This is a genomic window from Mesorhizobium sp. M0062 (assembly GCF_040323125.1).
Taxonomy (GTDB): Bacteria; Pseudomonadota; Alphaproteobacteria; order Rhizobiales; family Rhizobiaceae; genus Mesorhizobium.
In genome coordinates, this window is sequence record NZ_JAMYUO010000010.1 from 24559 (window position 1) to 47453 (window position 22895).

Genomic DNA, 22895 nt, shown 5'->3' on the forward strand with positions numbered 1-22895 from the left:
GGAAGGCGCTGGTCAAACCCGCAGTCGCAAACAGGGCCAACCCGGCGAGCAAGAAAACAGCCACCCCATATTGCCGGTCCATTCTGTTACCTATCTATCCGGTTCGGATAGAATGCCCTGCCCGCGATAGGCTCTACCCGAACAGCTGATCCAGAATCCTGCCCTCCAGCCTGGCAAGCTCGACCGAACCACGCCGGCGCGGCCGCGCCACCGACACGTCGAGATCGAGCGCGATGCGGCCCTCGTCGATCACCACCACCCGGTCGGCGAGCGCAACCGCCTCGGCGACGTCATGCGTCACCAGCACGGCGGTGAATTTTTGCTCCAGCCAGATACGTTCCAGAAGCTGCTGCATTTCGATGCGGGTCAGCGCATCGAGCGCGCCGAGCGGCTCGTCGAGCGCCAGGATCCGAGGCTGTCCGATCAGTGCACGCGCCAGCGCCACGCGCTGCTTCTGGCCGCCCGACAGCACCGAGGGCCATTCGTCGGCGCGGTCGGCGAGGCCGACTTCACCCAGGATGGCGAGCGCGCGCCGCCTGGCTTCCGCACCGGTGGCAAGCCCGGTCAGCCCGACCTCGACGTTTTTCACCACGCTGGCCCAGGGCAACAGCCGCGGCTCCTGGAACATGAAGCGGCTCTCTTCCCCGGCGCCGGCCTTCGCCTCCGGCCCGAATGTAAGGGATCCAGCGGTTGGCCGATCGAGCCCGGCCAGCAGCCGCAACAGCGTACTCTTGCCGCAGCCGCTCTTGCCGATGACGGCCACAAACTGTCCGACGGGCACATCGAGATCGATGCCGTCGAGCACGACCTTGTCGCCAAAGCGCTTTTCCACGCCCTTGAAGGCAAAGGCGCGCTGCCTGTCGACGGCCTCCTGCGGCCGTGACGGTTCCGGCGCGGCGACGAAGGAACGGATGGCGGTCAGGCTGGCGGTTGGCATCGAACCCTCAGGCGTTCTGGAAGGCGGGATGCCAGCCGAGCGACAGCCGCTCGAGCAGGCGGGCGAAGCTGTCGGCAAGCTTGCCGAGCAGCGCATAGATCAGGATCGACAGCACGACGACATCGATCAGCAGGAATTCGCGTGCCTGCATGGCCATGTAGCCGAGGCCGGAACTGGCCGAGATGGTTTCGGCAACGATCAGCGTCAGCCACATGATGCCTAAGGCATAGCGCAGGCCGACGAAGATCGCCGGCAGCGCGCCGGGCAGGATCACCTGAAAAAACAACGCGCGGCGGTCCATGCCGTAGACCCGGCCCATCTCGACCAGATGCGGGTCGACGCTCTGGATGCCGAGCAGCGTGTTGACGTAGATCGGGAAGAACACGCCGAGCGCCACCAGGAACAGTTTTGCTTCCTCGTCGATGCCGAACCACAGGATGACCAGCGGGATCAGCGCCAGATGCGGGATGTTGCGGATCATCTGTAGCGTCGTGTCGGTCAGGCCGCGGCTGAGCGCCGACAGCCCGTTGGCAAGGCCGAGTGCAAAGCCGATCGAGCCGCCGATGGCAAAGCCGGCCAGCGCGCGCAGCGTGCTGACGCCGATGTTCTGTATCAGCTCGCCCGATAGCGTCAGCCGCCAGAAGGCCTCGGCCACCGCGCTCGGCGCCGGCAGCACATTGGCCGGCATCACGCCGGCGCGGCTGGCGGCTTCCCAGCCAATTATGACCAACGCCGGCAGCAGCCAGCCGATGCCGTTCTGTTTGACGCGCCGGGCAAAACTCACGACGAGGCCTGCAGGCGGTTGGCGCCGTGGAAGCCGACGGCGAATTCATTGGCGATGTTCTCATGCGCCCGTGCCCGCCTGGTGCCCAGGCCGAGACGCGGGAACAGAAGCTCGGCGACACGGTAGGCTTCCTCGAGATGCGGGTACCCAGAGCCGATGATGGTGTCGATGCCGATCGCCTGATACTCGCGGATGCGCTCGACGATCTGCTCCGGCGAGCCGACCAGCGCGGTGCCGGCGCCGCCGCGCACCAGGCCGACGCCGGCCCACAGATTGGGTGACACCACCAGCCGGTCGCGGCGGCCGCCATGCAGTTCGGCCATGCGCCGCTGTCCCACAGAGTCCATCTCCCTGGTGAAGCGGGCCTGGGCATTTTCGATCTGGGCATCGGTGACGTGGCTGATCAGCCGGTCGGCGGCGCGCCAGGCCTCTTCCTCGGTCTCGCGCACGATGAAATGCAGCCTGATGCCGAAACGCAGTTTGCGGCCGCGCCGTTCAGCCTTGTTGCGCGCCGCGCTGAGTTTTTCCGCCACCTGCGCCGGCGGCTCGCCCCAGGTCAGGTACATGTCGACGAGATCGGCGGCGAGCTCCTGGCCGGCATCGGACGAGCCGCCGAAATAGAGCGGCGGCCGCTCCTGTTGCGGCAGAAGATCAAGGCGGCCATTGTCGACGCGGTAATATTTGCCGTTGAAATTGACGCTTTGGCCCGACACCAGCGCGCGCCAGATGGTCAGGAACTCCTGCGCCTGGGCATAGCGCTCGTCATGCGGCAGGAACACGCCATCGCCGGCAAGCTCGGTCGGGTTGCCGCCGACCACGACATTGAGCAGCAGGCGGCCATTGCTCAGCCGGTCGAGCGCCGCGGTCTGGCGCGCCGCGAAGGTCGGCAGCGTCACGCCGGGCCGCAGCGCCACCAGGAATTTGAGCTTTTCGGTCAGCGCCGCTAGTCCGGAAGCGGTGATCCAGGAATCCTCGCAATTCTGCCCGGTCGGCAAAAGCACGCCGGGAAAGCCGAGCCGGTCGACGGCCTGTGCGATCTCCTTGAAGTAAGCGAACTCCGGCGGCCGCTGCAGCTGTTCGGAGCCGAGATAGGAGCCGTCGCCATGCGTCGGGATGAACCAGAAGAAATCGAGCGGGCCGGCTTGCGGGCTTGATGAAGCGGTCATGGCGAAATCCCTGAAGCTTGAAACGGCAAAGGCGCCGGGCGTTTTCCGCCCGGCGCCACACGTGAAAGTTCAATTGCCCGGTGCGGTCCACACGGCGTCGGAGATGCGCACCGCGTTCGGGATCAGCTTGAGCTTGTAGAAGCGATCGGCTGTCGCCTGCTGGCCGGCGATGATCTCGTCGGTGATCGGGAAGATGCCGAATTTGGTGCGGTTGGCCGCGATCGTCTGTGCATCGAGCGGCACGCCGGTCACCTCATGCAGCGCCGCGGCAACCTTGTCGCGGTTCGCGTCCGCCCATTTCGCCGCCACGCCGAGCGCCGATATCGTCGTGGCGATCGTCTCCGGATGCGCCTTGGCGAAATCCTTGTTGGCGAGGAAATAGGTGTTCACCTTCAGCACCTCGCTGGAGCGCGCCAGCACGCGCGGCTGGTAGCGTGTCTCGGCGATGGCGTAGAACGGATCCCAGACCGCCCAGGCATCGATCTGGTCGCTGGCGAAAGCCGCCGCGGCATCGGCCGGGCTGAGATAGACCGGGGTGATCTGGTCGAAGGGGATGTTTGCTTTTTCGAGTGCCGCGACCAGCAGATTGTGCGCGCTGGTGCCTTTGCCGACGCCGATGCGCTTTCCCTTGAGGTCGGCGAGCGACTGGATCGGCGATGCCGGCTTGACGAAGATCGCTTCGCCGTCGCCATTGGCCGGCAGTGCCGCCGCATAGACGATGTTGGCGCCGGCCGACTGGCCGAAGATTGGCGGCGCGTCGCCGGTCCAGCCGACATCGATGGCGCCGACATTGAGCGCCTCGACCAGCGGCGGGCCGGCGGTGAATTCGACCCATTTCACCGCGACACCCTTGTCGCTCAGCGCCTTCTCGATCACCTGCTGCTGCCGGGCGATGACCGGCAGGCCGGTCTTCTGATAGCCGATGTTGAGCTGCTTCAACTCCTGCCCCGAGGCACTGAGCGAGGCGGAAATGCCCGCCGCCAACAGGCCGATGCCGAAGATGCGTCTGGTCAGGCTGAACATGATCCCTCTTCCTTCGCTGCGAACCGGCGCCGGGAAGGGCTGCCTGCCGTGGATGAGAGACAAGGCTAGGTAGGTCTATAAATTTAGTAGAGAAACGATTTTGCGAGTTGGCTGCTTGACGTGGAAATATTTTCTTCAGAACCCAGCGCTCGTCATCCTAGGGCGAAGCAAGGAGCGAAGCGACGCGGCGCAGACCCTAGGATCCATGCCGTGACGTTTGGCGTAGAGTGAAACGGATCAGAATGTCGCTTGTGCGCGAACCGAGGCTCGATACCCTGAAACCATGACCGGCTACGTCTACATGACTGCAAGCCAAAAACGCGGCACGATCTACATCGGCGTCACCAACGATCTCGCCCGCCGCATGCCTGAACACAAATCCGGCCAGGGCGCAGGCTTCACCAGCCGCTACGGTGTTCAACGGCTGGTCTGGTATGAGGAATTCTTCGACATCACCGATGCCATTCAACGCGAGAAGTCGCTGAAGCGATGGCCGAGACAGTGGAAGATCGAACTGATAGAGAAGGCCAATCCGGAGTGGTTTGAGCTGTTTCGCGGAACCGGGTGGTAGGCGCCCGGTTTGTTGCTGCCCTGGAGCGTAGCATCAGCGTCTCGGCATGGATCCTAGGGTCTGCGCCGCGTCGCTTCGCTCCTTGCTTCGCCCTAGGATGACGAAATCGCGAAGGCTGGCGCTAATCACCATCACCTCACTGCGACCAATACTGCCAGGCCCAGTAAAATCCCTCGTCGCGTGGCGGCAGGCGGTCGCGTTCGGCGTCGAGTTGCACCGGGGCCGGCGATTTCGGTTGCGGCTGTGACGACGAGTTCTCCCGCCAGGCGAGCAGCCAGTTGCCGAGATGGGCGAACAGCACCGCGGTGGACTGGGTCATGACATCACTCCTTCTGTTCCGGGGTCGGCGGTCGCCGTGCTGCGAAGGGAAGCAGCCGGTCAAACCGGCAGAAACTTGTTGTCATTCCTTTCCCGCCCACGGAACCAGCTGACGCTCGATCCGGCGGATGATGAATTCCAGCACGAAGGCTATTGTCGCGATCACCACTATTCCCATCACCACGACATCGGTGACCAGGAACTGGGCGGCCGACTGGATCATGAAGCCGAGGCCGCGCGTTGCCGCCACCAGCTCGGCTGCAACCAGCGTCGACCAGCCGGCGCCGAGCGCGATGCGCAGGCCGGTGAGGATCGACGGCAGCGCGCTGGGCAGGATGACATGGCGCACCACTTGGCGCTGCGTCGCACCAAGCGAACGGGCCGCATCGATGCGCTCCTTTGAGACACCGCGCACGCCCGAGGCCGTCGACAGCGCCACCGGCGCCAGCATGGCAATGGCAATCACCAGGATCTTTGACGGCTCGCCGATGCCGAACCAGATGATGACCAGCGGCAGATAGGCGAGCGGCGGGATGGGCCGCAAAAATTCGAGCAACGGATCGAAGATGCCGCGCCCGACCGTCGAAATGCCGATAGCCAGCCCAACCGGAACGCCGATGACGATGGCCGCGAGCAGCGCCGCGAACACGCGGCCGAGGCTGGCGACGATGTGCTGGAGCAAAGTCGCGTCGACGAAGCCGTCCTTGATCACCACGATGAACTTGGTCCACACGGCGGCGGGCGACGGCAGGAACACCGGCGACACCAGTTGCAGGCGCGCAGACAGCGCCCATGCCGCCAGCGCGGCCACGATGGTGACGGCGCTGATCGCCCGCGAGGAAACCCCGCGCCGCTTCCGCACCGGCCGCGACCACGGCACCGAAATGGCATCGGCCTCGCCGGTCCCGGTGGCCGGCCGCTCGCTGTAGGAGGTTACGGTCATGCCGCCTCTCCTTCGAAGATCGCATCGGTCAGCTCGCCGCGCGCCGCGGCAAAGGCCGGATCGGCCTTGATGGCGCGGATCGGCTCGCCTGCGGCATAGCGCCGGCTGAAGCCGGTTTCGAATGTCCGCACCACATGGCCAGGTCCCGGCGCGAGCACGACGATGCTTGTGGCCAGCACCAGCGCCTCCTCGATGCCATGCGTGACCATCAGCACGCCAACCCGGCTTGCGGTCCACAGGTCGAGCAGCGTCGTCTGCATGCGCTCGCGCGTCAGCGCATCGAGCGCGCCGAGCGGTTCGTCGAGCAGCAGGAATTCCGGTTCGGCGGCAAGCGCACGGGCGAGGCCGACGCGCTGGCGCATGCCGCCGGACAATTCCCAGATGCGTTTGTCGCCGACGCCGTCGAGCTTGACCAGCGCCAGCAACTGGTCGGCGCGGCGCGCCCGCTCGGCTTGCGGCACGCCGCGTAGCCTGAGCGCAAAGGCGACGTTTTCACGAGCCGTCAGCCAGGGAAACAGCGCATCGTTCTGGAACACGACCGCCCGGTCGGAGCCTGGGCCGGTGATCGGCCGGCCGCCGATCGTGGCGACCCCGCGCGCGGGTTCGACCAGGCCGGCGGCGACATTGAGCAGCGAGGTCTTGCCGCAGCCGGAGCGGCCGACCAGCACGACGAAATCACCCTTGGCGACATCGATGGAAACTCGGTCGACCGCCGGCGCTGCTTGGCCGTCATAGTGAACCGAGACCTTGTCGAGTACGAGATGCGGGTCGAGTACGAGATGCGGCATGAAAAGGGGCTCCGGAAGAAAATCAGCCTGCCCCGGCCCGGTTAAGCGGATCCGGGACAGGCAGCACGCGGCGTCAGGGAAGAAGAACCGCGCGTGGCACTAGAGCGCCGCGTGCCGCTGGGGCACGAAAAGGACGCTCTAAAACTCAGCTGTCAGTTCGAGGCCAGAGCCTCGGTCACGTATTTCGACGACACGTATTTCGAATAGTCGGGCAGCACGGCGTCGATCTTGCCCTGCTCCTTGAGGAAGGCCGAAGCTGCCTCGATCGCCTTGACCGTGCCGCCGCCGAGGAATTTGCCGGAAGCCTGCTCTTCCAATGTCGGGAAGACGTAACCCTTGAGGAGCTGCGGCACCTCTTCCAGTTTGGCGCCGGTGATCTTGGCGATCTTGGCCGCTTCCGGCGACGAAACCGACCATGCCTCGGGCTTGCCCAGGAACTGGGCATAGGATTCGCCGGTCACCTTGACGAAATCGCGCACGGCGTCCGGGTTCTTTTCGGCGAAGTCGGTGCGCACGATCCAGGCGTCGAAGGTCGGCGCGCCCCAGGCGGCAACCTGCGAGGAATCCAGCACCACCTTGCCTGTCGTCTTGATCTGGCCGAGCGCCGGATCCCAGACATAGGCCGCGTCTATGTCGCCTCGGGCGAAGGCGGCGGCTATTTCCGGTGGCCTGAGATTAAGGATTTCGACCGACTTCGGGTCGACGTTTTCGTGCTTCAGCGCGGCAAGCAGGCTGTAATGCGTGGTCGACACGAACGGCACCGCCACCTTCTTGCCGGCGAGGTCGGCGATCTTCTCGATGCCGGATCCGTTGCGCGCGACCAGCGCCTCGGACTGGCCGATCAGGCCGACGACAAAGATGGTCTGGATCGGCAGTTCGCGGCTGGCGGCCGCGGCCAGCGGACTCGAGCCGACATAGCCGATATCGACCGAACCGGATGCGACGGCGGCGATGACATCGGCGCCGGAATCGAATTTGCGCCAGTCGATCGTGGCCTTGGTCGCCTTTTCATAGGCGCCGTCGGCCTGCGCTACTTTGGAAGGTTCGACCACCGTCTGGTAGCCGATGGTGATGTTGAGGTCCTGCGCCTGGGCCGGGCCGAGGAAGGCCGCACCCGCCAAAGCTGCCGACGACAGGAGGACAATGCGTCGCGAAATGCTGGACATGAAAGGCTCCATGAAAATGAGAAAACCGGATGCCTGTTCATACTCAGCTAATTCTATCATTCTTGTAGAGTTAAATCCTTCCAAGCAAGAAGCACTTGTTAGAAAAAAACCACCGGCTGATGCGGGCGCGGTGACCGGCCCGTGTCGAACCGTGCACAAACGCAAACGGCGCCCGAAAGGCGCTGAAGAGTTGGTGGTTCTGCCAATCCTCCCTACGGAAGAGGCCTGATTTGGTGCTCGGCGCGCCGCTTGCGGCCTGCCGCAGGATCGATGTCGAGCCGTTGAGCCTCACCGACTTCGGCAGCGACGGCCACCGCTGGATGCTGCGCTCAAGCGGCGTGCCCGTGGCCGCCAAGGCCGCCCGGTCTCAGAGCGACAACGCGGCGTCCTGATATCGGGCGCAGGGCGGCGCCCGAGTTGTCGGGAGTCATGTTTCGCCGATCCGCGGGCTGCGACCCAAAATTCCTGGCAAAGCCCCAAATAGCGCAAATCCATGCTGTAAAAGACGGTTGATTTGAAAACACGTTCCGCGTGTTCGAGGGTAAGTATAGTAATCTTGTCGACATTGGGAGCAGGAGCCGCCGCTCATCGCCGCAATCGCTCGCGGCTGGCTGTGACCTTAACGGCACAAAGCTTGCTAAAGTGGCCCCTGCGGCGTGAAAACGAAGCAAAATCAAGGTTTCTCGGCTTGTATATCATGTCAGTAGAATTTATGTGTCGAAGCAGCTTGCACGCGGCGGGGAGGCACGTCAGGCGTTTCGCAACCGATGGTTTTGGGCCATCGCCTGACAGAGAAACATTCGGTCTATGCTCACCAAAAAAGGCAAGTACGGCCTCAAGGCGCTGGTCCATCTGGCGCAACTGCCGACGGGACAGCTCGCCTTTGTCGGCGACATCGCCAGCGGCAACAACATTCCGAAGAAATTCCTCGACGCCATTCTGGGCGAATTGCGCAATGCCGGTTTCGTCCAGAGCCGCAAGGGCAAGGATGGCGGCTATCGCTTGGCGCGCCCCGCCGACGAGATCAAGGTGGGCCATGTCGTGCGCGTCCTCGACGGACCGCTGGCGCCCATCCCCTGCGCCAGCCGCACCCAGTATCAGCGCTGTGAAGACTGCAATGAGGCGACATGCCAAGTCCGACATCTGATGCTCGAGGTCCGGCAGGCGATCGCCGAGGTGCTCGACCAGCGCACGCTGGCCGAGATGCGCGACATCGTCCTCGACGACCTTCCGGTCGCGAGGGACATCGACGAGCTTGCGCCGGCGCAAAAGGTCCCCGCCTGATCCTGAGCGTGCTCGCATGAGCGTCGCGCGCGCCAATTCGATCATCCCCAGCTCGATCATCATCGTCGGCGGCGGCGCCAGCGGCGTCGTGTTGGCCGCTCATCTGCTGAAGTCGCCCAACCCGGACCTTCGCGTCACGCTGATCGAAAAGCGTCCGCATTTCGGCCAGGGCATCGCCTATTCGACGCTTTTGTCGGCGCACGTGCTGAATGTCAGCGCTGCGGGGATGAGCGCCTATGCCGACGATCCCCTGAATTTCTGGCGCTGGTTGCAGGGGCGCGGCCTGATAAGCCAGGAACAGACGCCGCAGACACCCTTCTATGCACCGCGCAGCGTCTATGCCCGCTACCTCAAGGAAGTGCTCGACGAGCTCGAAGCGCGCGAAAAGGAAACCGGCCGTCTCAGGCTGATTCGCGAGGAAAGCCTGTCGATCTCGCCGACATCGTCCGGCGTCGAAGTGGTGCTGGCCAACGGCACCAGCGTCGTCGCGCATCTGGCGGTGCTTGCCACCGGCCATGACGAGCAGCCCGGCGCCGGCCAGGGCCACGCCATCCGCATGGGCGCCGAGGCCGACACCGCGCTCGATCCTGAAGCCCGCGTGCTGGTGCTGGGCACCGGGCTCAGCATGGTCGATGCCTTTCTGTCGCTCGAGCAGCGCGGCCATCGCGGCGAGATCGTCGCCGTGTCGCGGCGCGGCCTGCTGCCGTCGCCGCACCGCAAGGGCAACCCGATCAAGCTCGACGTCGCCGACATTCCGCTCGGCACGCAGCTCTCCTATTTCGTCGGCTGGTTCCGCGACCTGATCCGAGAAAACCAGAAGGCCGGCATCGACTGGCGCGACGTCGTCGATGGGCTGCGACCCTTCAACCAGAAGATCTGGCAGAACTGGCCGTCCTCGGCCAAGCGCCGCTTCGTCGAGCACACCAAGGCCTGGTGGGACATCCATCGCCATCGGCTGGCGCCCGAGGTGCATGCCCGCGTCACCGAGGCGGTGCGCACCGGCCGCATCCGCCCGGTCGCCGGCCGTGTCGTCGGCATCGAGGCCGGCGATGGATTCACCGTCGGCATCCAGTCCCGCCACACAAAGGCGCTGGAAATGCTGCAGGTCGCGCGCATCTATGATTGCACCGGCATCGCCCGCGATATCTCGACGACGTCGAACAGCGTCGTGCGCTCGCTGGTCGACCGCGGCCTGGCGCGGCCCGACCCGCTGCGGCTTGGTCTCGATGTCACAGCCAAATGCGAAATCGTCGCCGGCGACGGCACCGCATCGGCCAAGATCCTCGCCGTCGGGCCGCTGACCCGCGGCACCTTCTTCGAGATCGACGCCATCCCCGACATCCGCGTGCAATGCGCTAGGCTGAGCAAGCAGCTGCTAGGGTAAAGCTGTTGACGTCGGCGGGATAGCACGCCCCTCAGAGGGGGGTGGGAAGGATGGCTACGCAGGGTGTTTGGCTTGAGTCCAAAGCCGGCGTCAAACTGGAATTCCATTCCCCCTCTCGCCGGTTGATTGGCACGATCTACCTTCTTTCCGACTGCAAACGGCCGGAAAAGAAGCTACGCTGCCGCTCTGCCCCCGAGGCGGTCGCTTGTTCAAGGGAGCACATCGATATGAGCGAGCACGGAAAAGCTGCGCCAGGCAGTTCGGACGGCGCGTTATCCCGCCTGCGTCCGCCCTACGCCTCGGTGCTCGACCTCATCGGCCAGACGCCGGTGGTCGAACTGACCAAATTCGACACCGGCAAGTGCCGGCTGTTCATAAAGCTCGAAAGCCAGAATCCAGGCGGCTCGATCAAGGACCGCATTGCGCTGTCAATGATTGCCGCGGCCGAGAAGGAAGGCAAGCTCAAGCGCGGCGGCACCATCGTCGAGGCGACCGCCGGGAATACCGGCCTCGGCCTCGCCCAGGTCGGCATCCCCAAGGGCTACCGCATCATCCTCGTCGTGCCCGACAAGATGTCGCGCGAAAAGATCCAGCATCTGCGCGCGCTCGGCGCCGAAGTGCGCATGACCCGCTCCGATGTCGGCAAGGGCCATGCCGAATATTACCAGGACATGGCCGAGAAGATCGCATCGGAAACGCCCGGCGCCTTCTACGCCAACCAGTTCGCCAACCCGGCCAACCCCGAGGCGCATGAGACCACCACCGGACCGGAAATCCTTGCCCAGCTCGATGGCGACCTCGACGCCGTGGTCGTCGGCGTCGGCTCCGGCGGTACGCTGACCGGGCTTGGCCGCTACTTCGCCAGAACATCGCCGAAGACCGAAATGGTGCTGGCCGATCCCGTCGGATCGGTGCTGGCGCCGCTGATCAAGACCGGCAAGATGGAAGAGGCCGGCAGCTGGACCGTCGAAGGCATCGGCGAGGATTTTGTGCCGCCCAATGCCGATCTGTCGCTGGTCAGGAAAGCCTATTCCATCCCAGACAAGCAGAGCATGCTGGCCGTGCGGGACCTGCTTTCGAAGGAAGGCATTCTCGCCGGCTCGTCTTCCGGCACGCTGCTGTCGGCCGCGCTTCGCTATTGCCGCGAGCAGACGACAGCAAAACGCGTCGTCACCTTCGTCTGCGACAGCGGCAACAAATATCTGTCCAAGGTGTTCGACGATTTCTGGCTGGCCGAGCAGGGGCTGGCCGAACAGGAACAGCATGGCGATCTGCGCGACCTCGTCATGCGCTCGCACCGCACCGGCGACACCGTTTATGTCGGCCCCGACGAAAGCCTGCTCAACGCCTATGGCCGCATGCGCCGCTCCGATGTCTCGCAGCTGCCGGTGCTGGACAATGGCAAGCTGGTCGGCATTATCGATGAGGGCGATATATTGGCCAAGGTCGACGGCCCCTATGAAGGCCGCTGGGACCGCTTCAACGCTCCGGTGCGCACCGCCATGACCTCCAATCTGCACACGCTGCAGGCCAGCCAGACGCTGGATGCGCTGCTGCCGGTGTTCGACCGCAACGAGGTCGCCATCATCTTCGATGGCGACGAGTTCGTCGGCCTGATAACCCGTATCGACCTGATCAACCATTTGAGGCGCGCACGATGACTGCTGAAACACCCCCATCGGGCAAGAACCGCCTGGCTTTTTCCACGCGCACCATCCATGGCGGCCAGAGCCATGACCCGCTGACCGGCGCGGTGATGGTGCCGATCTACGCGACCTCGACCTATGGCCAGCAGTCGCCCGGCGTGCACAAGGGGTTTGAGTACGCCCGCAGCCAGAACCCGACCCGCTTCGCCTTCGAGCGCGCGGTGGCCGATCTCGAGAGCGGCTCGGCCGCCTTTGCCTTTGCTTCCGGCCTGGCGGCGATCTCGACCGTGCTCGAGCTGCTCGACAGCGGCGCCCATATCGTTGCAACCGACGACATCTATGGCGGCACGTTCCGGCTGATGGAGCGGGTGCGCAAGCGCTCGGCCAATCTGCAGGTGAGTTTTGTGGACTTCACCGATCTGGCGGCGGTGGAAGCAGCGATTCGCCCGGAGACAAAACTGCTCTGGGTCGAAAGTCCGACCAATCCGCTGCTGCGTATCGTCGACCTCGAAGGCGTTGCGGCACTCGCCAGGCGCAAAGGGGTTTTGACGGTCGCCGACAACACGTTCTGCAGCCCCTACATCCAGCGGCCGCTTGAACTCGGCATCGACATCGTCGTCCACTCGACGACGAAATATCTCAACGGCCATTCCGACATGGTCGGCGGCGTCGCCATCGTCGGCGACAACAAGGATTTGGCGGCCCAGCTGAAATTCCTGCAGAACGCCATCGGCGCCATCTCCGGTCCCTTCGACAGTTTTCTCGCGCTGCGCGGCATCAAGACACTGGCGCTCAGGATGGAGCGGCATTCCACGAACGGCCTGAAGATTGCGCAGTGGCTGGAGGCGCGAAAAGATGTGCGCCGCGTCGTCTATCCCGGCCTGGCCAGCCATCCGCAGCACGCCATCGCCGTCCAACAGATGCATGCCTTCGGCGGCATGATCTCGGTCGACCTCGACCGCGACCTCGCCGGCACCAAACGCTTCCTCGAACGGACGCAACTGTTCACACTGGCTGAAAGCCTCGGCGGCGTCGAAAGCCTGATCGAACACCCGGCGCTGATGACGCACGGCTCGATCCCGGCGGAAAAGCGCGCGGAAATCGGCATTTCGGATTCGCTGGTGCGGTTGTCGGCGGGGATAGAGGATGGCGATGATCTGATCGCCGACCTGGACCAGGCGCTGCGGGGGTAGGCGTACCGGATGCGTACCGATGACAATGAGGGGCGGCGCTGACCGTCGAGATTAAATCCCAATCCGCCGCGCGTTAACACATTCAGCAGCTTTTGCTTAACTCTTCGCCGCTATGTCCCGCCCCGGGGAGGCATGGCGAGAGTGAGTGTGATGGACAACAACCCGGAAAAGCGCAGCGAATGGCGCGCCATTTTTTATGTGCAGGCCCGCGTGGCCATCCTGTTTGTCCCGGTCGTCGCCAGCCTTCTGATCATTGCCGCTCTTGCCGGCAACGACCACAGTTCCGACGCCCTCGACCGCACGGTTACGGGCTCGGTGAAATAGCGGCACGGCCGTCGGCTTGCCTGCCCGGGAACGGCCGCCTCAGAAAAACTTCGGGATCGGGCCGTTCTGCGGCGTCACGTCGCCTTCCAGGTCGATGAACGCCTCGTCGACAAAGCACCAGGCCCAGCCTTCCGGCGGGTCGTAGCCTTCGATGACCGGATGCTTGGTGGCGTGGAAATGCTTGGTGGCGTGGCGGTTGGGCGAGTCGTCGCAGCAGCCGACATGGCCGCAGGTACGGCAGAGCCTGAGATGCACCCACATCGAGCCGCTCTTCAGGCACTCCTCGCAACCGAGCGCGCTCGGCGTCACAGTCTTGATGTCGCGCGTGTGTTTGCATTCATCCATTATGCTCTCCTGGCCAGTTCGGGCGCTGCTGCGTCGGGTCGCGCGAGATAGGCGTGCAAGGCAGCCACCACCTGGGCGCCTTCGCCGACGGCGGCGGCGACCCGCTTGACCGAGCCTGCGCGCACGTCGCCGATGGCGAACACGCCGCTGCGGCTGGTCTCCATCTGGCCCGCCCCTATGTCGGCGCCGGTGCGCACGAAACCCCTGGCGTCGAGCGCGATATCGCACCCAGCCAGCCAATCGGTGTTGGGGTCGGCGCCGATGAACAGGAAGAGATGCTGGATCGGCCGCGTCTCGACGCCGCCGGGGTTGCGCCAGCGCAACTGGGTGAGATTGCCGCCTTCGCCTTCCAGCGCCTCGATCTCGGTCTCGCCAAGCACCTCGATGTTGGGTTGCGCCTCGATACGCTCGACCAGATAGCGCGACATGGTTTCCCTGAGGCCGCCGCGGCGCGCCAGCATCGTCACCTTGCGCACCTGGCTAGCGAGATAGACCGCCGCCTGCCCCGCCGAATTGCCGGCGCCGACCAGCGCCACTTCTTGCCCTGTGCATAGCCGCGCCTCGATCGGCGAGGCCCAGTAATGCACCGACGTGCCCTCGAACTCGGCCAGCTTGGCGAAGCCGAGGCGGCGGTAGCGCGCGCCGCTGGCGATCACCACCGTGCGCGCGCGCAGGCTTTCACCGTCGCCGACGGTGAGCGTGTAGCCCTCGCCTGCTGCACCGAGCAGCTTGGCCTCGTCCGGGATGACTATTTCGACGCCGAATTTCTGCGCCTGGTTATAGGCGCGCGCCATCAGCGCCATGCCGGAAATGCCGGTGGGGAAACCCAGATAGTTCTCGATGCGCGCGGAGGCGCCGGCCTGGCCGCCGAAGGCGCGGCAATCGAGCACGATGGTCGACAGCCCTTCGGATGCCGCATAGACTGCGGCGGCCAGCCCCGCCGGCCCGGCCCCGACAATGGCGACGTCATAGACCACATCGGGATCGATCGGCCGCAGCAGGCCGATGCAGCGGGCAAGTTCGGTTTCGCCGGGATTGTGCATCAGCTTGCCGTTGGGGCAGAGCACGATCGGCAGATGGTGCGGGTCGACATGAAAATGCTCAATCAGCGTCTTGGCGCACGGGTCGCTGTCGGAATCGAGCGCGCGGTGCGGCTGGCCGCTGCGGCGCAGAAACCCCTGCAGCCGCAGCGTGTCGCCATTGCCGGCCGGGCCTACGACGATCGGTCCGCTGCTGCCGCTTTCCAGGAGCCCGACGCGGCGCAGGATCAGCGCCCGCATGATCCGCTCGCCAAGGCTTGCCTCCTGCACCATCAGGTCGCGCAGCCGCTGCGAGGGGATGACGAAGGCCTCGACCGGCTCGGCCGCCTCCGCATTGACCAGCGACGGCCGGCTGGAAAGCTGCGCCAGCTCGCCGATGAAATTGCCGGGACCATGAGTGACGATGGTCTCGCGCCGGCCGGGCCTGACATCCTGGGTGATATCGACCGTGCCCGACAGGATGACGATCAGCCCCGGCGCCACGGTGCCGGCGGTGACGATGTGCTCGCCGGCGGCATAGGAACTCGCCTCGCCGAACCGGCGCATGCGCTCGATATCGGCGTCGCCCAGGATGGGAAACATCTGGTCGCGGCGGGTGACGGTGATCGGCTGGGTGGGTGGGGCCATAGGTGCGAGCGTAGCGCCACGGCCGCCGGGTTTGAAGTGGTTTGTTGGGGGACTGGCCGGAAGGGGAGGTGGCTCCCGCGCCAGCTGGTTCGGATGCTTCGCATGGCCCCGCGCTGCAAGGCAAACAGCGCGCCGACCAGTGCGACCTTTATAAGGGCGAGCCCGAGCAGTACCGCCAGCAGTCCTCGCTCACCAGTATGCTGCAAGAGCAGCGCGCCGACGGTCGGCGCCGGGCTATCGCGTTACGCCAAGCGCCTGGGGTGCGGTGGTATCCTTGGGCTCCGCGAAGGCAGATCCTGGCGAAATCCCATTCGTCACATTTTTGTAGAGCGCTATCGGATGCGGGCGCCCTACCAGATATCCTTGGATTTCGGGGCATCCTTCCTTCATCAGGAAGGCACGCTCGTCCTCTGTTTCGACACCCTCCGCGATGACAGGCAAGGCCAGCGCATTCCCCAGGCTGAGTATCGTGCGCACGATGGCCGCCGATTGGACATTCGAGCCGACACCCGAAACAAAACTGCGATCGATCTTGATCTTGTCGAATGGAAACGCCTGCAGCGAGGACAGCGAGGCATACCCGGTGCCAAAATCATCCATCGAGACCCTGACGCCCAACGCCTTCAACCTCCGCAAAACCGACAAGGCAGTTGCCCGGTCGCGGATGAGAACCCCTTCCGTGATTTCCAGTTCCAGCCGCCCCGGAGCAAGGCCGGTCTCGTAGAGGATAGAATGAACGAGGCCTACCAGATCCCCGAAACGGAACTGCACGGGAGAGAGGTTGACGGCGATCTGCAGCGGTGAGGGCCAGGAGGCCGCGTCTCTGCACGCCTGCCTGAGCGTCCATTCACCTATCTCAACGATCGTGCCATCCTGTTCGGCAAGCGAGACAAACGCGTTTGGGGAGATGAGCCCATGCTTTGGATGGTGCCATCGGGCGAGTGCCTCGAAGCCGAAGATTTCGCCGTCCATCCTGGCTTGCGGCTGATAATGAAGCACAAGTTCGCCATGGGCGACCGCAGAGCGCAAATCTCGCTGCAAGGCGTAGCGCTCTCTTAGCCGCTTATCCATCTCAGGATCGAAGAATTGCACCATCCGACGACCGTCCGCCTTGGCCCGGTAGAGCGCTGCGTCGGCATTTGCCATCAGCGCCGCTGCATTCTCTCCGTCTTTCGGATAGATCGCCGCCCCGATGCTCACCCCGATCGAAATGTGCTGGCCCCGGATTTCGAATTTGCCTGCCGCCGATTCGAACAGACGGTCCGCAACATCCTTGGCACTCGCGGACCGGTCATCCATGGCCAGGACAACCGTGAATTCGTCGCCGCCCATGCGCGCGATAAAGGCCTCAGGCGCCGCGGTTTGGAGACGCCGGGAAATGGTGCAAAGCAGATCGTCGCCGGCGGCGTGCCCGAAAACGTCGTTCGCCTCTTTAAAATGGTCAAGGTCGATGCTGAAGACGGCAAAGCTGGCGTGCGTTGCTTTTGCGCGCTCGAGCGTCGTGGCCAGGTGTGCTGCAAGCGCGGCTCGGTTCGCCAGGCCGGTAAGCGGATCGTGGTGCGCGAGATGCGCGATTTCCTCGTGCCGTGCCATCAGTTCGGTGCGCGCTACGTTCATGTTCTCGCGCGCGTCGTCCAGGCCGTGGGCGGCTTCCCTCACCTTGTCCTGGAGCAGATTGAAGCTTTCGGCCATCTCTCCAAGTTCGTCACGAGAGTTTACGGTAACCGGCATGATGTTCACGGAGGCGTGCGCCGCCGCGAGGTCTCCCCGCCCCAAGGCGACCATGGCGAGCGAGAAGTCCTTCAGCGTTCCGGATGTCAGACGCTTTGCCGCGTTGCTCACCTCGGTCGCCGAGTGGGTGATCATGCCCGGCAAAATCAGGCCAACGCTGATGGTCAGCAGCGCGACAACGACAAAAATGTCCTCCAGCGCGGCGACCAATGAAGTGTCGCCTTGGGGAACGCTGCCGATCGCCAGGAAATAGCCGGCACCGTCAAGCACGAGCACAAAAAGCATGGCTCCGGTAAGCTTCAGGTGAAGCGTATGTGGCAGCAAGGGTAGACCGAGTGCGTATCGATCCTCCATCGTGCGCCAGGCGTAGAGCGCAGCACCCGAATATGCCAAAGCCAGACCGAACAGGACGGTAGGAAGGCCAAATTGCTGAAATCCCAGTATGGCGGTCAACAGCCATATTGCAGCCGCGCCTACGCCAAGGATGATGGTTCCCCTGGGAGCCCGGAAGGGTCGCTCGGCTTCGGGACTGTCACGGCGCAATAGCCAGACTGCGATGTTTGGCATGCAGATGCTGATCAGGTACGTAAAATTGGCCGCGGCGATCATCCAGAGCGGATACCCGCACAGCATGAAGCCGATTGCCGCGGCAGCTGTGAGCAGCGTTGCCGCCCAGGGACAATCTGTTGAGGTGCGCCTGGCCAGGAAGCTCGGCAGCAGGCCGTCTTCGCTCAGCTGCGCAAGGGTCCGCGCGGCGCCTGCCAATGGCTGCAACGTTCCATGGAACATGTTCAGCATGATGAGCCAGATGGCGGCCGCCTTGCCGAAACTCCCCAACAAGGGCGCAAAGGTGGGCCCGAGAGCTATGGCGAGGTCGGTGCCGAGCGGCTCCGGCCCGAGCACACCCAGCCAGACAACCGGCAGGACCAGGAAATAGACGCCGGCCATTGCGGCGCTGGCCCACATCGCCAGAGGAATGTTGCGGTTGGGATCGATGGTTTCGCCAACATGGCAGGCTGCAGCCTCAAATGCCGGTGCGGCAAACCCGATCAGGTACAGTCCCGCCATCACCGACGTGATATCGCCGAACAGGCCGGTAAACGGGCTGGTCAGGGCAAAATCCGTCGCCTGCCGCCAGTCGACCGAGCCACTGATGACCGGGACGAGGGATGAGAGAAACGCAAGCGTCGCGGAGGCAGTGGCGATCGGGATCGCCAGTTGGACCACCCACTTGATTCCACACAGGTTGACCGCCGTAAAGAATGCGATGAGCCCGCAGGCGACCGCCTCCACGGGGAGGCCCGGCAGGTACCATTGCTGTATTGCAGACGCTGAAAGAACCGCTGTCAGTCCGCAGGTCGGCACCCAACCCCACCAATAGCAGGTGCCCGTCAGAGCCGAGAGAACGGGACTGTAAGGTCGGAAGGCTTCGGCGCACGCTGCAGAGATACCGCCGACGCGGTTTGGCCACATGAGAACCAATTCGGTCCACGCAGGCGCGGCGGCCCAGCTTAGAAGCAGACCAACAACGAGCAAAGGAACCGCAGCGCTTCCTTGACCGGGAATATTCCCCTGGCCGACAAAAAGGGCGGCAATCAGAAACAGGCTTTGATTGCTGCCACCCATGGCGAGCGCTGTCGTGCCCATCCATCCCAAGGTTCTCGGGTGCGGTCGTGAAGGCGTGAGGCCCGGCATTCAGAGACATCCATTCGAGTGCGGAGCGCTGTCTGACTGGGAAATGTAACCTGCGGAGATATGTCTGTCGAACGTCACGCTCCCAAGTCAAAGTTGGACCTTAGGCGAGACATATTAAGACTTCGTACCAAACCAGATCCGCCCGATGATCGCTGTTAACTTGCGGTGGCTGCGGTTCAATCATGCTGATGCCGGCCCCAAGGCCTTGACCTCCTCAGATCTGGGATGTCATTTCCAATTTTATCTATCGCCCACTATGGAAGAGCGATCGAATAGTCGCGAATACAGCCTAATATCGATTATTATCGACAAATCTCGTGATTGCGGCGCTATCATCCGAAGGCGGCTGAAATCGACTGTAGATCGCTAATCACATTGACCGCTTTTGACTTCGTACCTCGCCATCGCGGGGCAAGGACCGAGACTTCACGCCGTGCCTCAAATTGGAGCTAACTTGTGCGAGCATGCCCATAGCCCCGCGTTGCAGGGCAAACAGCGCGCCGACCACGCTGGCGCGGCGGTCGGCCTTGGCGCGCTGGTGGGTCCTTCCCAGGCCGGCGCCCGTACGGTCGATATGGCGATCGCTCGCTGCCATCATCGGATCTGGACCAAACTGGCCTCGCTGACATTTGTGACCATAGGCGTGGCGACGCTCTGGACCGGCCTGCCGGTTCTGCCGGCCGCGCTGATTTTCTACGGCGCCGGCTTCGGCTAGCACGGCCGGGTATCTTCACATGCGGCGACATGGTGTTCTGGACGATGCTTGAGCGCGACGCGACCTCGCCAGCGGGCACGCCTTCGACGCCGGCCCGTAGCAGGAATGTGTTCAGCACCAGAACACTTGGGATCAGCGTTGCGGGAGCCTGCACACGTGAGTACTCCGCCTCACAAGCCTTCCGGCTGGCCCTCGAGGACGAACGACGCTGCAATCAGGTCATCGCCACTGATGCGGCCACTGCCGCCAACCATGATGGATGCGACTTTCTGAAAGGTCTTCATGTCGGCCTCTGTTATGCGCGCATCGCGCATTCTCGCCCTGAGAGAACCCAAGCGGGTATCAAGGGCTGGCGATGTCTCGACGTCATCGATCATCTTCGATCATCCTGGAGCGCAATGTGAAATCCGCTGCCCGCCGCCATGGCCGGCGGCGGGCGGCAGCTATTCGATCAGTCGTAGACCTTCACAATTTTCCGGGTGCTGGGATCGACCAGGACGGTGCGGTTGTCGACCACGACGTAGCGGTATTTGACGTTGGGAACTTCGTGCAGCTCGACCGTATCAGGCAAGGCACTGCCGACGTTCAGCTCCACGCCCGGGATCTTCACCGAAGCCAGCGGCTGCTTTTTTACGTATTCGCGGACGACCGTATCCTGCTCCGGTGTGATGACAACATCCTGAGCTGCGGCGGCGCCGACCCCAGCCAAAAGCAACAAGCCTGCAGCGGCACTTGCAAAGTGGATTTTCATGGTTTTCTCCTCGCGTAATCCGGCGACGGCACCACGCCTGTTCGCCGAGGGACCGAACTTGAGATCAGCCAGATTGTTCCTGTGACTTCAGTCCGCGGCGAACCAGACCAAAGTCGGACATCGGCTAAGACCCAAGTCCCGAGGCGGAACGTTCAAGCGGGGCAGGCGTTTCCCAAATGCAACTAAATAAAACAGGAGAGGAACACATGGCAGACGGCCCAACTGTTGTTAATTCTGGGGGTGGCGGCGGCACTGCGATTGCCGTTGTTCTTGCACTTATTGCAGTCGTAGTATTGCTTATTTTTACCGGCGTCATCAATATCCGCGGCGACGGCGGCAAGGATATCAACGTCAAGGTTGAAGCGCCAAAGGTGGAAGCTCCGGCTGTACCCGCAAAGCCTGCGGCACCTGCCCCAGCCCCTGCGAGTGGCGGCTGATCTGCTCGTATCCACGCTTCCGAACTGACCTATGAAAAGGAAATTCCCATGACTAAATATTTCGTCAGCGCCACTGGCGCCCTCCTCCTTATGGCGGGCATCGGCACCTCGTTTGCCGAGGATGTTATTGTTCTCAAGCCCGAACAACAGACGGTCATTCGCGAATATATCCATAAGCAGAAGCTGGCCTCAGTCAGTTTGCTCGGCGTCGAACTCAATGTCGGCACGGCACTTCCAGACACTGTCGAGCTCCACGCAATCGACGTTCCGGATGTCCGCTACAAGTATACGGTTGTCGGAGATCATGCGGTTCTCGTCGATCCCGACACGCGCAAGGTCGTGCAGATCATCGAATAACGCGCGAGCCCGCCGCTCCGGTCTGGAGCGGCGAGCTGTGGCTGCCCTGTGAAAGTCTACGGGCAGCCTTTTCTCAACGGGAGGATGTCTGATGTTTAGCGACAAGGAAACTTGGGTCCTGGAAGCTGCCTTACTCGCGGCAATTCCAATTTGCGTAGCCGTCACCGCACTCGTGGCATTTTTGACCGCGGCCTGGATATGAATCGCTTCCTGTTTGTGATGGGCGACTTTCTATCCCGGCCACCGGGCTTCTATGTCCTTCTTGTAGCCATGCTGCTCTGTACTGCGTTGGTGCCATTCGGCCTGACCAATGTGGTCACCTACGCATTGTCGGTAGCGGCCATCGTGATCACGGGCGTTGTGCTGATCCAGGGTTACCGCGACACGGCCGCCATTCACGCCAAGCTTGATGAGATTATCGTTTCGCTGAATGAGACCAGAAACGATGTCGTCGGCCTGGAGCATGCCGAGCCGGAGGAGATTCGGGAGAAGCTCCAGACACTCGAAGAAGAAGCAATGAAAGCGGTTCGCCCGCCGCATTGACCCTCCGCTGGACTATCTGTTATCCATCAGCAAAAAAGCCCGGGAACCGGGCTTTTTTGCTTCGCGTCTAAATCATTTCAGACTTATCCGAAACGGGAATTTGGTGCCCAGAAGAGGACTCGAACCTCCACTCCTTGCGGAACACGGACCTGAACCGTGCGCGTCTACCAATTCCGCCATCTGGGCTGGTGCGGGCTCATGTAAGCGGGCAAACGATATGTGTCAACGCGCTTTTTCGAGGGCCGCTGCCTGCCGGCTTAGTTTCCCGGGGGTCAGCGCCGCCCCTCACCTGCCTGCCGGCATCCTCTCCCCGTACAGTGACGGGGAGAGGGGCGCTCTCATCGATGATTTTCGCCGGTCACCTGCGTCACAAGAAGAGCGCCGAGGCTGCGGCCAGCCCTTTCTCCCCGTCACTATACCGGGAGAACTGCCCGGCAGGGCAATGAGGGGCAGCGCCGACTTGGCGAATGCGCTGGCCGAAAACCTCACCCCTCCAGCACGTCCTTCGACGCCACAGTGGAATCGGCGTTGAGCTTGTAGATCACCGGCACGCCGGTGCCGAGCTCGAGCTTGACGATCTCCTCGCCGCTCTTGCCGTCCAGCGCCATGATCAGCGCGCGCAGCGAATTGCCATGCGCGGCGACCAGCACGGTGCCGCCTTTCAGAACATGCGACTGCATGTCGTGCAGGTAATAGGGCCAGACGCGGGCGCCGGTGTCCTTCAGGCTTTCGCCGCCGGGCGGCGGCACGTCGTAGGAGCGGCGCCAGATGTGCACCTGCTCCTCGCCCCACTTCTGGCGCGCGTCGTCCTTGTTGAGGCCGGAGAGATCGCCATAGTCGCGCTCGTTCAGCGCCTGGTCGCGGATCGTCTTCAAATCGCTCTGGCCGACCGCGTCGAGAATGTGCTGGCAGGTCTTCTGCGCCCGGATCAGCGCCGAGGTGAAGGCAATGTCGAATTTCAAGCCGCGTGCCTTGAGCTTCTGGCCGGCTTCCTTGGCCTCCTTGTGGCCCTGCTCGGTAAGGTCGGCATCGCGCCAGCCGGTGAACAGGTTCTTCAGGTTCCATTCGCTCTGGCCGTGGCGCACGAGCACGAGAGTTCCCGACATGTTTGCTCCTTCAAAATTATG

The 22895-nt window shown here is 63.4% G+C and carries 26 protein-coding genes and 1 tRNA gene; 12 read left to right on the plus strand and 15 right to left on the minus strand.

The features are described 5' to 3' along the window. Positions 1 to 133 precede the first annotated feature (133 nt). From NKJ64_RS14135 to NKJ64_RS14150, 4 genes are all read right to left on the minus strand, one after another. A complete protein-coding gene (locus tag NKJ64_RS14135) occupies positions 134 to 937 on the minus strand; it encodes an ATP-binding cassette domain-containing protein (RefSeq protein ID WP_352462796.1) in 804 nt (267 codons plus the stop codon). Between the two features lie 7 nt (positions 938 to 944). Next, positions 945 to 1721 (minus strand): ABC transporter permease subunit, encoded by a 777-nt coding sequence (locus NKJ64_RS14140; protein ID WP_352462797.1) that lies wholly within the window; start codon positions 1719 to 1721, stop codon positions 945 to 947. Next, on the minus strand, positions 1718 to 2887 hold the full coding sequence (ssuD, locus tag NKJ64_RS14145; RefSeq protein ID WP_352462798.1) for an FMNH2-dependent alkanesulfonate monooxygenase: 1170 nt from the start codon (positions 2885 to 2887) through the stop codon (positions 1718 to 1720). The genes NKJ64_RS14140 and ssuD overlap by 4 nt, the downstream gene beginning before the upstream one ends. A gap of 69 nt (positions 2888 to 2956) precedes the next feature. Further along, positions 2957 to 3910 (minus strand): sulfonate ABC transporter substrate-binding protein, encoded by a 954-nt coding sequence (locus tag NKJ64_RS14150; RefSeq protein WP_352462799.1) that lies wholly within the window; start codon positions 3908 to 3910, stop codon positions 2957 to 2959. Positions 3911 to 4193: 283 nt separating this feature from the next. Here NKJ64_RS14150 and NKJ64_RS14155 point away from each other — a divergent pair, with 283 nt between their 5' ends. Beyond that, the gene (locus NKJ64_RS14155) at positions 4194 to 4481 is read left to right on the plus strand and encodes a GIY-YIG nuclease family protein (RefSeq protein WP_023710330.1); all 288 of its coding nucleotides are present in this window, start codon (positions 4194 to 4196) and stop codon (positions 4479 to 4481) included. 136 nt (positions 4482 to 4617) lie between these two features. On the opposite strand, the gene NKJ64_RS14160 is transcribed toward NKJ64_RS14155, so the two are convergent. The 4 genes from NKJ64_RS14160 to tauA all read right to left on the minus strand — a co-directional run bounded on the left by NKJ64_RS14160 (position 4618) and on the right by tauA (position 7696). After that, the gene (locus NKJ64_RS14160) at positions 4618 to 4800 is read right to left on the minus strand and encodes a hypothetical protein (RefSeq protein ID WP_023672089.1); all 183 of its coding nucleotides are present in this window, start codon (positions 4798 to 4800) and stop codon (positions 4618 to 4620) included. An 81-nt stretch (positions 4801 to 4881) separates the two neighbouring features. Further along, a complete protein-coding gene (locus NKJ64_RS14165; RefSeq protein WP_352462800.1) occupies positions 4882 to 5742 on the minus strand; it encodes an ABC transporter permease subunit in 861 nt (286 codons plus the stop codon). Further along, positions 5739 to 6530, minus strand: a complete 792-nt coding sequence (locus tag NKJ64_RS14170; protein ID WP_352462801.1) for a taurine ABC transporter ATP-binding protein — start codon at positions 6528 to 6530, stop codon at positions 5739 to 5741. Before NKJ64_RS14170 ends, NKJ64_RS14165 begins: the two co-directional genes overlap by 4 nt. A 152-nt stretch (positions 6531 to 6682) precedes the next feature. Beyond that, entirely contained in the window at positions 6683 to 7696 is a 1014-nt protein-coding gene (tauA, locus tag NKJ64_RS14175; RefSeq protein WP_352462802.1) for a taurine ABC transporter substrate-binding protein, read from the minus strand. Here tauA and NKJ64_RS14180 point away from each other — a divergent pair. The 7 genes from NKJ64_RS14180 to NKJ64_RS14210 all read left to right on the plus strand — a co-directional run bounded on the left by NKJ64_RS14180 (position 7686) and on the right by NKJ64_RS14210 (position 13527). Next, positions 7686 to 7925 carry a hypothetical protein gene (locus tag NKJ64_RS14180; protein ID WP_156951508.1) on the plus strand — a complete coding sequence of 80 codons (240 nt, stop codon included), beginning with the start codon at positions 7686 to 7688 and terminating at the stop codon, positions 7923 to 7925. The genes tauA and NKJ64_RS14180 overlap by 11 nt on opposite strands. Before the next feature lies 1 nt (position 7926). Further along, positions 7927 to 8088, plus strand: a complete 162-nt coding sequence (locus tag NKJ64_RS14185; RefSeq protein WP_023702431.1) for a hypothetical protein — start codon at positions 7927 to 7929, stop codon at positions 8086 to 8088. Positions 8089 to 8503: 415 nt separating this feature from the next. Continuing rightward, entirely contained in the window at positions 8504 to 8980 is a 477-nt protein-coding gene (locus NKJ64_RS14190) for an RrF2 family transcriptional regulator (protein ID WP_023692934.1), read from the plus strand. Positions 8981 to 8996: 16 nt separating this feature from the next. Then, on the plus strand, positions 8997 to 10364 hold the full coding sequence (locus tag NKJ64_RS14195) for an FAD/NAD(P)-binding protein (RefSeq protein ID WP_352462803.1): 1368 nt from the start codon (positions 8997 to 8999) through the stop codon (positions 10362 to 10364). 227 nt (positions 10365 to 10591) lie between these two features. After that, the gene (locus tag NKJ64_RS14200) at positions 10592 to 12025 is read left to right on the plus strand and encodes a pyridoxal-phosphate dependent enzyme (RefSeq protein WP_023755923.1); all 1434 of its coding nucleotides are present in this window, start codon (positions 10592 to 10594) and stop codon (positions 12023 to 12025) included. Further along, the gene (locus NKJ64_RS14205) at positions 12022 to 13203 is read left to right on the plus strand and encodes a trans-sulfuration enzyme family protein (RefSeq protein WP_352462804.1); all 1182 of its coding nucleotides are present in this window, start codon (positions 12022 to 12024) and stop codon (positions 13201 to 13203) included. Before NKJ64_RS14200 ends, NKJ64_RS14205 begins: the two co-directional genes overlap by 4 nt. A 132-nt stretch (positions 13204 to 13335) precedes the next feature. Next, a complete protein-coding gene (locus NKJ64_RS14210) occupies positions 13336 to 13527 on the plus strand; it encodes a hypothetical protein (protein WP_196814852.1) in 192 nt (63 codons plus the stop codon). 39 nt (positions 13528 to 13566) lie between these two features. On the opposite strand, the gene NKJ64_RS14215 is transcribed toward NKJ64_RS14210, so the two are convergent. From NKJ64_RS14215 to NKJ64_RS14225, 3 genes are all read right to left on the minus strand, one after another. Then, the gene (locus tag NKJ64_RS14215; RefSeq protein WP_023698083.1) at positions 13567 to 13872 is read right to left on the minus strand and encodes a UBP-type zinc finger domain-containing protein; all 306 of its coding nucleotides are present in this window, start codon (positions 13870 to 13872) and stop codon (positions 13567 to 13569) included. Further along, on the minus strand, positions 13872 to 15539 hold the full coding sequence (locus NKJ64_RS14220) for an FAD-dependent oxidoreductase (protein WP_023755924.1): 1668 nt from the start codon (positions 15537 to 15539) through the stop codon (positions 13872 to 13874). The genes NKJ64_RS14215 and NKJ64_RS14220 overlap by 1 nt, the downstream gene beginning before the upstream one ends. Before the next feature lie 234 nt (positions 15540 to 15773). Then, on the minus strand, positions 15774 to 18965 hold the full coding sequence (locus NKJ64_RS14225; protein ID WP_081731076.1) for an amino acid permease: 3192 nt from the start codon (positions 18963 to 18965) through the stop codon (positions 15774 to 15776). A gap of 454 nt (positions 18966 to 19419) precedes the next feature. Between NKJ64_RS14225 and NKJ64_RS14230 the strand changes: the two genes are divergently transcribed. Next, entirely contained in the window at positions 19420 to 19680 is a 261-nt protein-coding gene (locus NKJ64_RS14230; protein ID WP_198022224.1) for a hypothetical protein, read from the plus strand. Positions 19681 to 19850: 170 nt separating this feature from the next. Here NKJ64_RS14230 and NKJ64_RS14235 read toward each other — a convergent pair whose 3' ends face one another. After that, positions 19851 to 20057 (minus strand): hypothetical protein, encoded by a 207-nt coding sequence (locus NKJ64_RS14235; RefSeq protein WP_352462805.1) that lies wholly within the window; start codon positions 20055 to 20057, stop codon positions 19851 to 19853. Between the two features lie 74 nt (positions 20058 to 20131). Next, positions 20132 to 20431, minus strand: coding sequence for a DUF1236 domain-containing protein (locus tag NKJ64_RS14240; RefSeq protein ID WP_023681215.1), 300 nt, complete (start codon positions 20429 to 20431; stop codon positions 20132 to 20134). Between the two features lie 206 nt (positions 20432 to 20637). Between NKJ64_RS14240 and NKJ64_RS14245 the strand changes: the two genes are divergently transcribed. The 3 genes from NKJ64_RS14245 to NKJ64_RS14255 all read left to right on the plus strand — a co-directional run bounded on the left by NKJ64_RS14245 (position 20638) and on the right by NKJ64_RS14255 (position 21768). After that, a complete protein-coding gene (locus NKJ64_RS14245; protein WP_032903368.1) occupies positions 20638 to 20868 on the plus strand; it encodes a hypothetical protein in 231 nt (76 codons plus the stop codon). A gap of 48 nt (positions 20869 to 20916) precedes the next feature. After that, positions 20917 to 21225: a DUF1236 domain-containing protein gene (locus NKJ64_RS14250; protein ID WP_023755927.1), complete on the plus strand. Its 309-nt coding sequence runs from the start codon at positions 20917 to 20919 to the stop codon at positions 21223 to 21225. 198 nt (positions 21226 to 21423) lie between these two features. Beyond that, positions 21424 to 21768: a low affinity iron permease family protein gene (locus NKJ64_RS14255; RefSeq protein WP_023672069.1), complete on the plus strand. Its 345-nt coding sequence runs from the start codon at positions 21424 to 21426 to the stop codon at positions 21766 to 21768. A 101-nt stretch (positions 21769 to 21869) separates the two neighbouring features. Here the strand turns inward: NKJ64_RS14255 and NKJ64_RS14260 are convergent. Together NKJ64_RS14260 and NKJ64_RS14265 are read right to left on the minus strand one after the other, a co-directional pair. Continuing rightward, positions 21870 to 21954 (minus strand) — tRNA-Leu (locus tag NKJ64_RS14260). A gap of 299 nt (positions 21955 to 22253) precedes the next feature. Then, entirely contained in the window at positions 22254 to 22874 is a 621-nt protein-coding gene (locus NKJ64_RS14265) for a 2,3-bisphosphoglycerate-dependent phosphoglycerate mutase (RefSeq protein WP_023755928.1), read from the minus strand. Positions 22875 to 22895: the final 21 nt, after the last annotated feature.

Coding starts and splice junctions, on each gene's coding strand:
- NKJ64_RS14220 (WP_023755924.1), bottom strand. CDS start 15,539: ATGGCCCCACCCACCCAGCCGATCACCGTCACCCGCCGCGACCAGATG.
- NKJ64_RS14225 (WP_081731076.1), bottom strand. CDS start 18,965: ATGCCGGGCCTCACGCCTTCACGACCGCACCCGAGAACCTTGGGATGG.
- NKJ64_RS14190 (WP_023692934.1), top strand. CDS start 8,504: ATGCTCACCAAAAAAGGCAAGTACGGCCTCAAGGCGCTGGTCCATCTG.
- NKJ64_RS14235 (WP_352462805.1), bottom strand. CDS start 20,057: ATGATCGATGACGTCGAGACATCGCCAGCCCTTGATACCCGCTTGGGT.
- NKJ64_RS14135 (WP_352462796.1), bottom strand. CDS start 937: ATGCCAACCGCCAGCCTGACCGCCATCCGTTCCTTCGTCGCCGCGCCG.
- NKJ64_RS14240 (WP_023681215.1), bottom strand. CDS start 20,431: ATGAAAATCCACTTTGCAAGTGCCGCTGCAGGCTTGTTGCTTTTGGCT.
- NKJ64_RS14245 (WP_032903368.1), top strand. CDS start 20,638: ATGGCAGACGGCCCAACTGTTGTTAATTCTGGGGGTGGCGGCGGCACT.
- NKJ64_RS14215 (WP_023698083.1), bottom strand. CDS start 13,872: ATGGATGAATGCAAACACACGCGCGACATCAAGACTGTGACGCCGAGC.
- NKJ64_RS14255 (WP_023672069.1), top strand. CDS start 21,424: ATGAATCGCTTCCTGTTTGTGATGGGCGACTTTCTATCCCGGCCACCG.
- ssuD (WP_352462798.1), bottom strand. CDS start 2,887: ATGACCGCTTCATCAAGCCCGCAAGCCGGCCCGCTCGATTTCTTCTGG.
- NKJ64_RS14155 (WP_023710330.1), top strand. CDS start 4,194: ATGACCGGCTACGTCTACATGACTGCAAGCCAAAAACGCGGCACGATC.
- NKJ64_RS14180 (WP_156951508.1), top strand. CDS start 7,686: ATGCTGGACATGAAAGGCTCCATGAAAATGAGAAAACCGGATGCCTGT.
- NKJ64_RS14265 (WP_023755928.1), bottom strand. CDS start 22,874: ATGTCGGGAACTCTCGTGCTCGTGCGCCACGGCCAGAGCGAATGGAAC.
- NKJ64_RS14195 (WP_352462803.1), top strand. CDS start 8,997: ATGAGCGTCGCGCGCGCCAATTCGATCATCCCCAGCTCGATCATCATC.
- NKJ64_RS14210 (WP_196814852.1), top strand. CDS start 13,336: ATGGCGAGAGTGAGTGTGATGGACAACAACCCGGAAAAGCGCAGCGAA.
- tauA (WP_352462802.1), bottom strand. CDS start 7,696: ATGTCCAGCATTTCGCGACGCATTGTCCTCCTGTCGTCGGCAGCTTTG.
- NKJ64_RS14165 (WP_352462800.1), bottom strand. CDS start 5,742: ATGACCGTAACCTCCTACAGCGAGCGGCCGGCCACCGGGACCGGCGAG.
- NKJ64_RS14150 (WP_352462799.1), bottom strand. CDS start 3,910: ATGTTCAGCCTGACCAGACGCATCTTCGGCATCGGCCTGTTGGCGGCG.
- NKJ64_RS14160 (WP_023672089.1), bottom strand. CDS start 4,800: ATGACCCAGTCCACCGCGGTGCTGTTCGCCCATCTCGGCAACTGGCTG.
- NKJ64_RS14200 (WP_023755923.1), top strand. CDS start 10,592: ATGAGCGAGCACGGAAAAGCTGCGCCAGGCAGTTCGGACGGCGCGTTA.
- NKJ64_RS14170 (WP_352462801.1), bottom strand. CDS start 6,530: ATGCCGCATCTCGTACTCGACCCGCATCTCGTACTCGACAAGGTCTCG.
- NKJ64_RS14250 (WP_023755927.1), top strand. CDS start 20,917: ATGACTAAATATTTCGTCAGCGCCACTGGCGCCCTCCTCCTTATGGCG.
- NKJ64_RS14205 (WP_352462804.1), top strand. CDS start 12,022: ATGACTGCTGAAACACCCCCATCGGGCAAGAACCGCCTGGCTTTTTCC.